Source organism: Lentisphaera marina (genome assembly GCF_028745505.1).
In the GTDB taxonomy this organism is placed as follows: domain Bacteria; phylum Verrucomicrobiota; class Lentisphaeria; order Lentisphaerales; family Lentisphaeraceae; genus Lentisphaera; species Lentisphaera marina.
Map to the genome: position 1 here is coordinate 2,193,829 of NZ_JAQZZL010000001.1, position 13,806 is coordinate 2,207,634.

Genomic DNA, 13,806 nt, shown 5'->3' on the forward strand with positions numbered 1-13,806 from the left:
TTGATTACTTAAGGGTGGTTAAGTTATCTTTGTTTTGGAATTGGATGGTGTCGCTATGGTTTGACCAGGTGAAGTAATTTGGCGGTCAGAGCATATTCAGTCAAAGCGCCATAGAATGGCTTCTCCGGTACATTCCATGCTTGGGGTTTAATCTTCCCGTTCTGATCAAAGTCCCGACGAGTAATCGAAGAGAAAATAACGGGCTTACCCCCGGCCTTGATCACTCTATCTACATAGGATTTGAGTTTTTTCTTATATTGGTTTTGATTAAAATTCGGGAGAAGTAATTTCGTGTCAGCTTTTCTTTACTTTGTGCGCATTGGTCCCTATAGAAAGGCTGTCGACATCCAGTTGACTTTGCGGAGCTAAAAATCCATGTCTTTGCGCCTTTCGCTAAATTTATCGAAGGCTTATTTCCTTGGGTGTACGCCAGCGCCAACGATCTGTTCTAAAGGGGTAAGCTGCAAAGTTTTCTTTATTGTAGAGATTACAAAGGGGAAAAGGAGCCCAAGCATAGCGTACAGCGATAGGCTTTTTGACTGAGGGATGAGAAAGAACGACGCTATCATTGCCCTCAATAAGCGCATTAGCGGGGTAAAAGACGCCGCCCTCATCGACTATTTCAAAACCTAAAAGTGTTTCTTTAGGGACTTCATGTCCATCTAGGTTTAGGGTTTTGCTCGTGAGGCCAGTACCGACGAAGTCAAACTTTACCAAAGCCTTGTTCCCTAGGACTTCCCATGACTTAAAAACAGGCCCTCTATAAACTCCTGCTTTCTTATAAACCTTAGCCAATGCCATAGCGCTAAAACGCTGCGCAGGAATTTCCTTAAAAGGTGGATGAATATCTTTTTGCATGCCCCCATCGGGTATGGTAATAAGCCAAGCATTTTCTATGCTCTGCTCTACTTCAGCTAATCCCTCGGCAAAGCGGGAACTATGAGAATCTATCGGCTTATCTTTTCTAGCTCCAAATGGAGCTAGCGAGGTCATAATAAAGGGAAGCTTAGGCGATTTAAATAGACGACGCCAGTCAGCAATCATAGTAGATATTTTATGCTTATAGGTGGAGAACTCCCAGACGTTACCCTCACCCTGGTACCATAAAACACCCTTTAAACCATAGGGCATGATAGGCCCAATCATTCCATTAAAGTGACCGCCTGGTCCGGAAAAATTAGGATCTTTCTTCCTCCGTTCATCAACTTTTTTAATAAAGGCTTTGCAGTCCGCTCTTTTTTTAACCACATCACTTTGCATCCACTGCTCGATAAAAGTGCCACCCCAACTGCCATTAATGATGCCAATAGGGACTGCTAGTTCTTCTTGAATACTTTGACCGAATAGATACCCAATAGCTGAGAACGGGAGTGAGGACTTCTTTGTTGCTACAGCCCAATTGCAATCAACATCCGTCTGTAGCTCATCCGAGACCGATTTCGGAATCGTACAGAGACGCAGTAAGTTATTACCTGCTTTTTTATGAGCATCAGCAACTGGCTTAGACTTTAAACAAGCACGTAAAGACATCCTCATATTGGACTGCCCTGCACACAACCATACATCACCTACAAGAATATCTTTAAGAGCAATGGAATCACCCTCAGTATTTGAGGCAAGTAGTGTTCTGCCTTCTGCAGAAGACTCAAGAGGATCAAGCGTCAATAACCACATGCCGTTTTTATCTGCCTTCGTCGTTTTCTTTTGTCCAGCAAAATCAACGCTCACCTGTTGACCTGGAAATGCCGTACCCCAGATGGGTACAGGACAGTCTCGTTGAAGAACAGCGTGATCTTTAAAGATGCCGCTTAAAGTGATCCTTTTATTGTTTTGATCTCCCGCAAAAGACGGCAAGATCAAACTCATTGCGATGACTATAAATAAGGTTATTTTTTTCATTTATTAACTCGATATCTTAACTAAATTTAAAGAGAAGCATAGGTCCCAATTCATACTCAAAATAATGTTGATTCGAAGGGTTCATGACCTAAAGATCCCTTATAAAAGTTTCTCATCTAGTACATTGTACAGAAAAGCAAGATCTTACAGGATGCTTAAAAACTTTTGTGTAAATGATAAGCTGAGTTATTTCTTGAGCTTAACCACAGTTAGATTATCAATTCTAGCGGGACCTTTGCCAACTGCCCAGCGGATATTGTCGATGGGCCAGTTGATGTAATCGTGCTTAATGCTTAAAGGCTCAGAATTCTCCGCATTTAAAACTCTAGCCGTCAGTTGGTCATGATTAAGTTCAAGCAGGATTTTGTAGTACTTATCAATAGAATATTTTTGCTTTCGAGTCTCATAGACAGCCTTAGGCTTACAGTCACTCTGGACCCTCAGAAAATTAGGAGTTAAAACGACACGACAAATATGTCCTTTCCCAGGGCCTTTGCCGTTTAGGGTGACAATAACATTTTTTGCCTGGTGTAATTGCACTTCAAAGTAAACCAAAGCACTATGACCAATATCTAAATCCATGCCCGAAGTTGAGACGTGTTTGTCTTCAGCGAGTTCTCTGCCTTCCAACTTCCCCTCAAGGACTTCATACTTACCTTTTATGGGGATCCATTTGGGAGAGAGTTTCTCATAAGTCGTATTTTCAAAATCAAAGTCACACAAGATATCGAATTTTTCGTCAGACCGTTTATCGAGCTCAGTCTGCAATTCAGGTGGAATAGCAAGAGCACTCAAATTAAGCAGTAAGAGGAGATGGAAGATTTTGGTGTACATCATTTATTCTTATTCTTTGTCCCAAAGTTCATCACTTAGATGAATACTAATCATGTCCTTCAGTGTTGAAACGTGGCCATCGACCCATAATAAGTTGGGCGCTTCATTATGGCGAAGTCCAATGGGAGCTGCCCAGGCAGACTTGTTGTTAATCAAATAACCTGCAACAGGACGATTATTCCATGGGTGAGTTGTATTTTTATGCCCACTATCAGCAAAGAAGACAGTCTCTGCTGGATTCTTGACTTCACTAAGCTTTTGACTATGTAAATTCCAATAATTAAAACCATAAGAGGGCTCCCATTGTTCTGGATCAGCCTTATCGTCGCTAGGGCACTCCAAGATACTCGTATCGCCAGGAAAGTTACTCCTTTTCGACCAAGGACCAGGATTTGGAAAATGAGCATGAGCTATGATGCGTTCAGAATCATCGTGGTAGATAAACATCGTCGTAGCGAGTTGTTTTAGATTGTTTTTACAGACACTTGCACGACTCTTATCCCTAGCCTTACCCAAAACCGGCATTAAGAAAGATACAAGAATACCAATAATAGCCACCACCACCAAGACTTCGATCAAAGTAAATTTATTTTTCATATCCATTTTATTCCTTTAAGACCACTATTATCCTGAGATTACTTTGGATGACATAAACTCGTATTTTTGTATAATTGTACAAACTTTTGAAGATCTTATATCTTTTTTGAAAAAAATTACGCTCGGATAATGCCGAGATCAAAATAAACTACCCATCATTTTTTCTTATTCTCTATCCCAAAGTTCATTACTTAGATGAATACTAACCATATCCTTCAGTGTTGAAACGTGGCCATCGACCCATAATAAGTTGGGCGCTTCTTCATGACGAAGTCCAATGGGAGCTGCCCAGGCAGACTTGTTGTTAATCAAATAACCTGCAACAGCGCGATTATTCCACGGGTGAGTGGTGTTTATATGCCCACTATCAGCAAAAAAGATTGTCTCTTCTGACTTACTTATTTCAGCAAGCTTACGTTCCTTTAAATAGAAATAATTAAAACCATATGAGGGCTCCCAACTAGCTGGATTCGCCTTTTCATCGCTGGGGCATTCCAAAATGCTGTTATCTCCTGGGAAAACGTTTGCCCTTGACCAGGGAATTGGCAAGACATTAGAAGGATTTGTCTTAAAATGATTAATAATGTACTGAGAATCGTTCAGGTATAAATACATCGTTAAGCTCAGTTGTTTGAGGTTGTTTTTACATACACTCGAGCGACTCTTATCTCTAGCATTGCCCAAAACCGGCACTAAGAAAGATACAAGAATACCAATAATAGCCACCACCACCAAGACTTCGATCAAAGTAAATTTATTTTTCATATCCATTTTATTCCTTTAAGTCCACTATTATCCTGAGATTACTTTGGATGACATAAACTATGTATATTTGTACGAACTCTTGAAGATCTTATATCTTTTTTGAAAAATAATACGCTCGGATAATTCCTAAACCTTCCGCTACCTTCGGTTTACTCAACTGGAGATATCTTAATGCTCACTTTATCAAGGTAATGCTTCTCAAATTTCGAAGGCCCCACAACTGATTTCTCTGCATCAAGGACATAAACTAAAAGAATGAGGTAGCGGCTTTCTGCTGGCAAAACTGTCTCGGTCTCTATATTTTCCCAAGCGCCTCTCTCTTTGAAAGGCAAACGATTTTGTGCAAAAGTTAAAGATTGGTCCATTAACCATTGTGCCGAAATCTGTTTATGAGGCATTTCTGCATCTACTGGAAGCGATAAAATTTGAATTCCATAATGAGTCACTTGATCAGAAGCATTCGTGAAATTGGCACTCCCTTTACAGATGTATGTTTTCGACGGATCCAAATGATATTTCTTGAGGTCGAGCATATAAAACACATTACTGTTCGAGGGGTTACCAGCGGTAAGCTCCCCCTCAAAAGTTGAGCTAATCATCTTTAACATTGATTTGCCGTGCAGTGGGCTAACGCCATTTTCGGCTTGAACAACAAGCGCCGTATCACCTCCCCACTGCTTGGCCTCTATGGGTACGCCATGATCGTAGTAATCTATGTCCTGTTCAAAACTCTCAAAAAATGACATTGTTTGCTGTTTCAAACTCACAAAGATATTCTTCCCATAAGCGGCAGATGTCCCCATAAAACCTACGCATAAACCCGCCGCTAAAGTAGAAATGAGCTGGAATCGACGTCGCAGAGAACTCTTTCTATCATAGCTTGTGATGTCATTCATAACTGATGATTCCAGCCTATTGCCCTCCTCTTCGCTCTCGAGAATTTTATCAATCTTCAGCCATCGGGGAGTCTTTGTCTGGACTTCTTGTACTAAACCATTGAAGTAAAGCTCATCGGCCAATTCCTGTCGAAAGTCGGCATCCTCCTCAAGGCGCTGTTGCAATTGCTCTACTCGGCTTTCATCGAATTCCTCCACATCACCATAGCAAACTTTTAGTAAGTCTTTTAAATCCTTATTCATGATAAGCCTCCTTCTTCTGAGCAAGAGCTTTGGATACATTTCCTGAGCAATTCATTCGCTCTGTAACGAGCCTGGTAAATGGCATTGCGGTTCATTTCGAGTTCCGTTTCCAGGGTATCCAGCCTTAAACCTTTGAGGCCCGTCTCGATGATCCTACTCAATTTATCAGGGAGCTTGTTGATACAGTGTAATAAGCTTGCCATCTGTTCATCTTTGACATTCGCTGAGGCCTGAACAAGCTCTTCATCAATACTTGAAAAAATGTGCTCACGAAAATTATCCATGGCATTAGTACGGCGCTTTGTGGTTTTGAAGTAATTGCGCAAATGATTATGGGCAATTCCAAAGAGCCATGATTGAATGCTTTTCTCAGTATCAAAGGCCGATAGTTTTTTATAAGCAGTAATAAAAGTTTCCTGGGCGAGATCATCAACTTGATCCTGCTTGTAGAGCTTGGTCGCTAAATAAGATCTCACCATAAGCTCATATTCATGAATGATAATTCTGAATTGATTCTTATCGCCCGCTAAAATTGATTCGACTATCTTAGAGACCTCTGAATGAGACAAAGCCATAAATTCACCTATAGATATTATTTTCTAATCAATTATTGTACGCAGAACTTCAGATCTTATATAAAAATTGAATTTTTTTATAAAAAAAACCGCCAATTATCTCAAATTTTGCGAACTGCGCAATAATATCGTTTAAAAATGATTTATTCAGATCTTTATTTAATTTTCTTCAGTGGCTGCGGGTTCTCAACAAAAGCAGCCGGCCTGTTGTTCAGCTTCAGATCTTGCTCAAAAGCCTTGCCGTAGGCGAGTAAACGCTTAAGCACTTCAGGATGAGCTTTCGATACATCCTTAGTTTCACCAATATCTTGCTCCAGATCATAAAGAATCGTTGTTATTTTTTTCTTCTTACCCTGCCTTTTTAAGTGCATCTTCCACTTACCGGATCGCACCGCTTCAAGCGAGTTCGCTTTATAATAGAAGAAAGCCTCGTGTGGTGATTTCTCTTCACCTCTGATGACGGACCAAATATCCTTACCATCAATAACTCGATCGGAAGGAACTTCTGCACCGGCTAATTTCGCAAAAGTCGGCAAAAGATCCATAGTGCTCATAATTTCATTATTAGCCATTCCAGCGGGAATGTTCCCCGGCCAACGAATAACAGTGGGAACGCGCATGCCACCTTCTGAGGTGTGACCTTTTTTCCCCTTCAAGGGAGTAGCCTTGCCAAGTGCCGGGCCATTATCCGAGCTAAAAACTACTAGTGTATTATCGTCGATCCCATGTTTTTTGAGAGTATCAAGAATCTGACCAACAGACCAGTCCACCTCGGCAATGGCCTGGGATAGCAGTTGCTTGCGAGCATTATAATCGATGTAATTATCTTCTTTACTCAAACTTGTTTTGAGTCCCTCCGGTAAATCCTTCATATAAGCCGGGGAAACATGTAGTGGGACATGAGGAATCGGCTGTGGCATATAGATAAAAAAGGGCTCATCCTTGTTCTTTTCGATAAACTGCACAGCACGTTCGGTAAAACGCTTGGTTAAATAATCAGCATCGGGATCCATTTCTATGACCTCTTCTCCTTCAAGTAAGGGCAAAGGCGGAAACTTGAAATGCGCTTGTCGCGGGTGATAAGGGTGAATATCGTGACTGTAAGGAAGTCCAAAAAACTCGTCAAAGCCTTGTCTCGTCGGTAAAAACTCAGGTTGATCTCCTAGGTGCCACTTGCCAAATAAGCCCGTTTTATAGCCCTCTTTTTTAAGAACTTCTGCAATGGTAATTTCTTTAGGATTCAAACCTTTTTTGTCCCCTGCCAGCAGAACGACAAAATTGGAACCCCTAGCCATATCAATGCGTTTGGGGTAGGTCCCCGTCATCAAAGCCGCTCGCGAGGGAGTACACACTGACGCCGCTACATAAAAACTGGTTAATTTTGCGCCTTCAGCAGCCATCTGATCAATTCGGGGTGTACTGACATGAGTACCGCCAAAACAACTGAGGTCAGCATAGCCCTGATCATCGGTAAAAATGATAATGAAATTGGGCTTAGTCCTAGCCTCTTCTGCCATCAGCAAAGAAAGTGGACTAATCACCACAACAAGCAAAAATAATAAATTTAGATAAGACTTCACTATATGCCTATGATTTGTTTAGTTTTAAGTTTGCAGAATTATTCTGTAGTGGAATACGGATTTCCCAGTCAGTAATTTTCAATTGCATATAATGGCATGATTGAAAATTAAACCATGCCATCGATCTATTTACTTAACTTCCCAGAGCTTAATAGCGTCAAAAATAATGCGTTCTTCGAGGCCTTCTTTTGATTTAAAACTGAATCTTGGGCCGTGTTTATCTTTCTTATTTTCTATAGTCACCTGCTCGTGTTCGTAGACTTTACTGTGACCATTAACGCTAAGACGCATTTTTCCTTTTTGGTATTCGAGAATTAAATCGACCCATTCATTGATCTTCATTTCGGCATTAGCTTCGGTAAAAGGTACTTTTGTCTCACCTGGAAGAATGAGTCTATAACCTCCCTCAGGGTTGTAAGATAGCGTCATCATGTGATGACCAATCTGAAATGATGGCCTAGCAGGAACTAAGGCGTCTGTCACAAACTTATAACGCATATGCAGGACAAATTTTTCCGGCACTTTATTGAGGTGCCCTACTACGCCTAAACCAAGGTGATGATCCCGCTTGAGTTTCTTCATCGCCTCTTCTTTCGTTTTAAATTGCGGTGTCATTATTAAATGACCGTCTTTGAGGTACATTTTTTTAGAGCGTAGGTAGTCCTTGTTAAGCTCGCCATCAAAGTTATCTGAATAAATAAGCGTTCCCTGACTAAAGAGCTGTGAGTTAAACTCATCCGATAGAAATGTACTTGCTTGCTGCTTTTGTTCCAATTGAGAAATGTCTTTTTCAACTGTCGTGTGTACGGCCGGCTGGGGATTTTTCGTGCTCTTCACCTGACAACCCGTATTTATAAGACCTGCGAGCAAGAGCAGAGATAAACTTTTTTTATTCATTTCAATGAACCTTAATTAAGTGTTTTATAAGAAAAAATTAGACCTTTCATTAAATACAAAAAGCAGGGAAGAAAATTATCTTCCCTGCTTACTTCCTGTAAATCTATTACTTAGTTACAGGAATCATTTTGTCGTAGTACCACTTAGGGAATTCACCCTGATCAGCTTTGCCTTTGAGACGGTTAAAGAACTGACGTCCTTTATCCTTTTTCAATGGTATATACTTACCATCCGTTGAAGCGAGAATACTGAACATACGGTTTTTCATTTCAGCAATTCTTTCCTGATGCTCAGGAGCTTTGATGAGGTTATTTTTTTCTTCAGGATCATTCACAAGGTCGTAGAGTTCGTCAGTATCCCATACCCCATGGTAGCGGATGTATTTATATTGATCGCCACGAACTGCGTGAATAGTTGGAGTTTGCGGGTAGTTCCATTCCCAGAGGTATTCGTAGAGAAGGTAATCACGCCAGGGGATTTCTTTTCCTTGAAGAATTTTCCAGAAACTATCACCGTGCATTTGCTCAGGCTTAGCAAGACCAGCTGCTTCGAGAATTGTTGGAGCAATGTCAATATTCGCTACGATTTCGTCCACAACGGTTCCAGCTTTGAAACCTTTGGGGTAACGCATGATCATAGGAACGCGAATTGACGCTTCATAAGCAGTTCTTTTGTCGATTAAACCCTGTTCACCAAACTGGAAGCCATTGTCACCCATGTAGACAAATAGAGTATTGTCGAGTTCACCGATTTTTCTAAGGTGTTCAACTGTGCGACCCACTGCATCGTCGATAGGAATGAGGGCTTCACTGTAACGTTTGAAGTAAAAAGTTAAGTCAAAATTTTCGAGGTTGTAACCATAGTCAGAACCGTGACGACTATTGCGCTGATTTATGAGCCACATGGGTTTGTTCTTGCGATTTTCAGGAGTATTAGCGTAAGTGCTTGGAGGTGTCCAAGCTTTATTCTTGTAGATCCCTCTGTCTTCGTCGCGAGCAACAAAGTCTGAGTGCACACCCTTGTGTGAAACGTACATGAAGAAAGGCTTTTCTTTCTGCTTACGGTTATCGAGCCAGTCGATAGACATATCAGTCAATTCATCTGTGATGTAGCCCAACTGCGGAACTTTTTTACCGTTTACATTGTAGCCGTCATAGTTGTTTTGTGGTACAACGCGGCTAGCACCGTGGCCGTCTGCGTAGTAAGTACCCTGCCCTCTGAAGGCCGCCCAGTGATCAAAACCTCTTTGCGGTTCATTGGAATCACCCATGTGCCATTTACCAATGAAAGCTGTTTCATAACCAATTTTCTGTAAGTACTGAGGGAAAAAGAGTAAAGTAGGATCGACATCGTTGTAGTTATCAATCACGCCGTGACTGTGAGCATATTTACCAGTGAGAATTGAAGCACGACTGGGTGAGCAAAGCGAAGTCGTCACAAAAGCATTCTTCATGTGAGCCCCGTCAGCCGCCAGTTTATCAAGATGTGGCGTTTTCAAAAAGGGGTGCCCCATAAAACCAAGCGCATCGTAGCGGTGGTCATCTGTCAGAAAAAAGACAATATTTGGTTTTTTAGATTTGAGCTTTTTAGGCATCGTAATTTCTGCCGATACGAGTTTTGCAGAAAACATCGCAGCTAAACAGATACTCAATAGTTTCTTCATTATTACATCCTCATGAATTTATTTTATAGGTTGAAACTATGATTGTCTCACCATTTTAAACGATGACAGATCCCTAAATCTTTTTTCACTTTTTTATAATATTTTCCCCAAATAACTTATCAGAACAGAGCTGTATGAGCATTTAGAGACGTTTTAAGGGATTCATAGTTTGCGGGCTCCGCACAGCAAAATTAATAGATCGCTGCGCTGTAGATCGGCCTAGGGCCTACAGCTTGTTCGATCTTCATCTCACTGCAGTTTATGTGAGTAATTCTTAATTGAACTCAAATCGGCGTTTCCGGCATAACACGCAATTTTAAGCCGCATTGGAATGCGGTGCTCCCAGCATTATACGCAATTCTTAATTGAACTCAAATCGGCGTTTCCGGCATAACACGTAATTTTAAGCCGCATTGGAATGGGTCGCTCCTAGGTATTATACAGCTCATAAAAAGGATCTATATCAATAGCTTTACTATTTTGATATAGATCCTTTTTTATCCCCGAAGACATTCTTGGGAGGATAGATTCAAGTATTAGTTAATACTCTTAATGGCGATGATGCAGTTCTCATTAATTACTTTGCACTCGATAGTAACAGAGCTATCTAGCTTACCTTCTACTTCATCGTAAATATTTCTTGAAACGGTATAGGTTTTTCCACCGGAGGTAAAGATATAATCATCTCTATCCGCTTCATGTTTTTTATCTTTTAAAGTAAAAGTACCCGTCATTGAGCCTTTCGCTTCTTTAGTAAGCTCATCGTTATTGCCTCCTCCCTTACCTTTCCTCTTGCCTTTTTTCTTTTTCTTTGCTAAGGCCGAAGTACTCATCAAACACACACTCGTGGCTAATAGGAATAACCTTCTATTCATTTTTGTCCTCACTTTTATCTCTTAATATGATTCAGTGTAATGTCCGTTCCGTCCCATAACTGTGCAGTGATTTATTTCTTCTTAATCAAGAAATCTTAAAATGATTTTCTGCTTTTAGCTATTGTGAAACAAGAGCAATACATATCTTTTATGATCTTGAGGGAAGGACAGATAATCATTTTTTTTATAAAATTTTTCTAGCTATTGAACAGAAAAACAAAAAAGTTTTAAGTCGGAATTCTTATATATTCCATCTCAGAAAATCCTGTGAGCGACCCATTCCAATGCGGTATCATTTTGCGGACTCCGCAAAGAAGCTTTTGTCGAAGTAAATTTAAGCTCGCATCGCATAGATTTTACTTTGAGCATATGATGATTATTTTGTATTATTTAGTGCTTCGTTCTTTTTTATGATTAAAGAGCTAACACTAAGTAATTTCAAGAACAGAACATCACAGAAACGAACAGCCTATTTTTACTTAAAATAAGCAATTTTCAATTATAGTAATCCGTGTAAATTGCTGTCATCTGTGGATGAATAATTACATTCATCTGCAATTCAATACCGCATTGGAATGGGTCGCTCCCAGGCATTGCCATACCGGCGAATGAAATGAGCGATCTGCAGCGAGACGAAGTCGAACGATCTGCAGCGAAGCGATCTTTTAACTATTCTCTAACTGCATACTAAAAATCAATACTTATTTTTACGCATTTTTGGGTAGTCTTTCACCGTTTCGGCATCAACAGATTCAAGGAAAGTCACAAGCTTTTTCTTCATATCTTCGACACGCTCAGGTAATTGATGAGCGAGGTTATTACTCTCAGTGGCATCAGCTAAAGTATTGTAAAGTTCTGCCTGGCCTGGAGTTTCGCCATTCCAATTGAGTAAAAGTTTATATCTACCCTTGGTGTAAACTGATTCGCGTTGACGTGGACGGTGAAAAACCAAACCTCCTACAGCACGTTTAACGGGCTTAACAGCCTTATCGTGAATCAAGTGAACAAAACTGCCCCCATCGACAGTTTCCGGAAGCTCTTTAGCACCACCTGCGAGCTCATAAAAGCTCGGTAATAAATCATAGCTTGATACGACTTCATGGCACCAGGAATTGGCTTTTACCTTGGGACCTCGTACATAAAAAGGCACGCGAATACCGCCTTCATTGAGGGTGTGCTTGTAACCTTTGAGGGGATAATTGGGGTCCAAGCCTTCTGCAGCTGCACCTGGGATTTCGCCACGACCACCATTATCTGAGGAGAAAATCACATAGGTATTGTCGGCAATTCCAAGTTCATCCAGGGCATCGAGAATTCGACCTATGGCACTATCAGTTTCTTCAAGCATACCAGCAAATCCCGCCGTGTAACGACGATCTGGCTCACCTTTTTTCTGAAATTTCTTGAGGGATTTTTCTTCTAGTTCAACACTGAGGTGTGTTGCGTAATAACTCACTTGCGCGTAAAAAGGTTTACCAGCAGACTTTTGTTCTCTTATGAAAGTAATAGTTCTGTCCGTCACGGAATTCGTTCGTTTTGGGTCATCCATAATATGAAATGGCTGAAACTTATCTTCCATACCACCTGTTACATTGCCAGTTTCACCGTCACTTAGGTCGTATCCACATTGCTCAGGAGTTGAAATCATATGCTCACCCCATTTGCCGAAATGAGCACAGACATAATTTTCATCAGCCATTTTGAGGGCTCTGGGCATAGTCATATGCTCATGGGGGATAAAAGAACTCTTAAATTCGGTTCCACTACGCGCTACTGAAGCACCGCACAAAATACTTCTACGAGTTGGAGTACAGAGTGATGCCGGTGAATATGCACGCGTAAAACGCATGCCCTCTTCTGCGATTCTCGTCAAATTCGGTGTTTCGAGGTATTTTGACTTAGCCTCTTTCATTTCAGGATGGGGTATATGACCAAATTGACTCCAGCCATGATCATCGGTCATGATAAAAATAAAGTTGGGTTTTTCTGACTGTGAATAAAGGCTCATCATCAAAAAGCAGCTTAAAAAACAATACTTAAACCAAGGCTGTATCATTTTACTTTTATTAGCTGAGTTTTGGCAATTCTTTAGAGGTTTAGCAATTTTTGTATTCATAAATTTAAATTCCATTAATGGTGCCCAAAAGGCTAAATTATATTTAAAATAATGACTCACTTAAGAACATGAGCTTGAGTTGATTTACCTCTAAATTTGTAGGGACTAAGGAGCAAATGACAGCAATTAGTTTTTTTTACCAAAAATAAAGCTTTCGATTAATTGAGTGATTTCCGCCAAGTCAATATCACCTGATTTGTTTTTATCAGCTCTTTTAAAAAAAATCTCGATATGAGCTTCACTTCCCAAAAGACTGACCAGCTCTTCCTTGGACAAGAGATTATTCTGATCCTTGTCGTGGGTCTTTAACTGATCTTCCGGCATCACTCTCGACATCTTCCACCATTTTGTTTTTGCCAAAAATGCCGGGAACTCCTCTTGACTGAGGGCACCGGAATTGTCCACATCTGACTTGGAAAAAGTTACGGGTCCATGCTTGAGTGAATGCTTGATGGTTTTAGATATTTCCACATAAGAAATGCGACCATTCTGATTAAGATCCGCCAAATCAAAAAGTTCTTGATTACTCATCTTGACCATTTCTGGAGTCGGAAAAACCAGTTCCGTGCCAATTGCGGGAGTAACGTATATCGTTGAAATAACTTCATTTTTAACTTGGGCTCTTATACAAAACTCGGCTTTAATTTCTTTCTTGGTATCATCAAAACCAACATAATTAATTTTACTCGCCTCATTCAGAATAAGCTTGCGTTTAAATTTACCGCGAGTTACAACAATAATATGATCACTATGGGCTTCCTCAACAATCGCTATGACCATGGGACTGTTTGGCCCCTTACTTCCATTAGCAGCCAAGAAATTGAAAGAAACAAGGCAGAGTAAAAGAGTCGTTAAAATATTCATAA

General features: G+C 40.5%; 12 protein-coding genes. All 12 read right to left on the reverse strand.

Translation table 11 applies throughout. The features are described from left to right. Positions 1–399: 399 nt before the first annotated feature. Positions 400–1,899, reverse strand: a complete 1,500-nt coding sequence (locus PQO01_RS08975; RefSeq protein WP_274313682.1) for a sialate O-acetylesterase — start codon at positions 1,897–1,899, stop codon at positions 400–402. A gap of 186 nt (positions 1,900–2,085) precedes the next feature. Beyond that, positions 2,086–2,736 carry a hypothetical protein gene (locus tag PQO01_RS08980; protein ID WP_274313683.1) on the reverse strand — a complete coding sequence of 217 codons (651 nt, stop codon included), beginning with the start codon at positions 2,734–2,736 and terminating at the stop codon, positions 2,086–2,088. 6 nt (positions 2,737–2,742) lie between these two features. Next, a complete protein-coding gene (locus PQO01_RS08985; RefSeq protein WP_274313684.1) occupies positions 2,743–3,330 on the reverse strand; it encodes a type II secretion system protein in 588 nt (195 codons plus the stop codon). A gap of 165 nt (positions 3,331–3,495) precedes the next feature. Beyond that, a complete protein-coding gene (locus PQO01_RS08990) occupies positions 3,496–4,095 on the reverse strand; it encodes a type II secretion system protein (protein ID WP_274313685.1) in 600 nt (199 codons plus the stop codon). 149 nt (positions 4,096–4,244) lie between these two features. Continuing rightward, positions 4,245–5,234 (reverse strand): hypothetical protein, encoded by a 990-nt coding sequence (locus PQO01_RS08995; protein ID WP_274313686.1) that lies wholly within the window; start codon positions 5,232–5,234, stop codon positions 4,245–4,247. Then, positions 5,231–5,809 carry a sigma-70 family RNA polymerase sigma factor gene (locus tag PQO01_RS09000; protein ID WP_274313687.1) on the reverse strand — a complete coding sequence of 193 codons (579 nt, stop codon included), beginning with the start codon at positions 5,807–5,809 and terminating at the stop codon, positions 5,231–5,233. Before PQO01_RS09000 ends, PQO01_RS08995 begins: the two co-directional genes overlap by 4 nt. A 155-nt stretch (positions 5,810–5,964) precedes the next feature. Beyond that, positions 5,965–7,326 (reverse strand): sulfatase family protein, encoded by a 1,362-nt coding sequence (locus tag PQO01_RS09005; protein WP_420792915.1) that lies wholly within the window; start codon positions 7,324–7,326, stop codon positions 5,965–5,967. Positions 7,327–7,518: 192 nt separating this feature from the next. Further along, positions 7,519–8,286, reverse strand: coding sequence for a hypothetical protein (locus PQO01_RS09010; RefSeq protein WP_274313689.1), 768 nt, complete (start codon positions 8,284–8,286; stop codon positions 7,519–7,521). A gap of 106 nt (positions 8,287–8,392) precedes the next feature. Continuing rightward, positions 8,393–9,949, reverse strand: a complete 1,557-nt coding sequence (locus PQO01_RS09015) for a sulfatase family protein (protein WP_274313690.1) — start codon at positions 9,947–9,949, stop codon at positions 8,393–8,395. 536 nt (positions 9,950–10,485) lie between these two features. Continuing rightward, a complete protein-coding gene (locus PQO01_RS09020) occupies positions 10,486–10,824 on the reverse strand; it encodes a hypothetical protein (protein WP_274313691.1) in 339 nt (112 codons plus the stop codon). 694 nt (positions 10,825–11,518) lie between these two features. After that, the gene (locus PQO01_RS09025) at positions 11,519–12,940 is read right to left on the reverse strand and encodes a sulfatase (protein WP_274313692.1); all 1,422 of its coding nucleotides are present in this window, start codon (positions 12,938–12,940) and stop codon (positions 11,519–11,521) included. 126 nt (positions 12,941–13,066) lie between these two features. Then, positions 13,067–13,804, reverse strand: coding sequence for an EF-hand domain-containing protein (locus PQO01_RS09030; RefSeq protein ID WP_274313693.1), 738 nt, complete (start codon positions 13,802–13,804; stop codon positions 13,067–13,069). Positions 13,805–13,806 lie beyond the last annotated feature (2 nt).

What these genes read in the sequence shown, in the direction of transcription:
- PQO01_RS09000 (WP_274313687.1), bottom strand. Translation starts at nt 5,809, where the DNA reads ATGGCTTTGTCTCATTCAGAGGTCTCTAAGATAGTCGAATCAATTTTA.
- PQO01_RS08975 (WP_274313682.1), bottom strand. Translation starts at nt 1,899, where the DNA reads ATGAAAAAAATAACCTTATTTATAGTCATCGCAATGAGTTTGATCTTG.
- PQO01_RS09030 (WP_274313693.1), bottom strand. Translation starts at nt 13,804, where the DNA reads ATGAATATTTTAACGACTCTTTTACTCTGCCTTGTTTCTTTCAATTTC.
- PQO01_RS09025 (WP_274313692.1), bottom strand. Translation starts at nt 12,940, where the DNA reads ATGAATACAAAAATTGCTAAACCTCTAAAGAATTGCCAAAACTCAGCT.
- PQO01_RS08985 (WP_274313684.1), bottom strand. Translation starts at nt 3,330, where the DNA reads ATGAAAAATAAATTTACTTTGATCGAAGTCTTGGTGGTGGTGGCTATT.
- PQO01_RS08995 (WP_274313686.1), bottom strand. Translation starts at nt 5,234, where the DNA reads ATGAATAAGGATTTAAAAGACTTACTAAAAGTTTGCTATGGTGATGTG.
- PQO01_RS09020 (WP_274313691.1), bottom strand. Translation starts at nt 10,824, where the DNA reads ATGAATAGAAGGTTATTCCTATTAGCCACGAGTGTGTGTTTGATGAGT.
- PQO01_RS08990 (WP_274313685.1), bottom strand. Translation starts at nt 4,095, where the DNA reads ATGAAAAATAAATTTACTTTGATCGAAGTCTTGGTGGTGGTGGCTATT.
- PQO01_RS09015 (WP_274313690.1), bottom strand. Translation starts at nt 9,949, where the DNA reads ATGAAGAAACTATTGAGTATCTGTTTAGCTGCGATGTTTTCTGCAAAA.
- PQO01_RS09010 (WP_274313689.1), bottom strand. Translation starts at nt 8,286, where the DNA reads ATGAATAAAAAAAGTTTATCTCTGCTCTTGCTCGCAGGTCTTATAAAT.
- PQO01_RS09005 (WP_420792915.1), bottom strand. Translation starts at nt 7,326, where the DNA reads ATGGCAGAAGAGGCTAGGACTAAGCCCAATTTCATTATCATTTTTACC.
- PQO01_RS08980 (WP_274313683.1), bottom strand. Translation starts at nt 2,736, where the DNA reads ATGATGTACACCAAAATCTTCCATCTCCTCTTACTGCTTAATTTGAGT.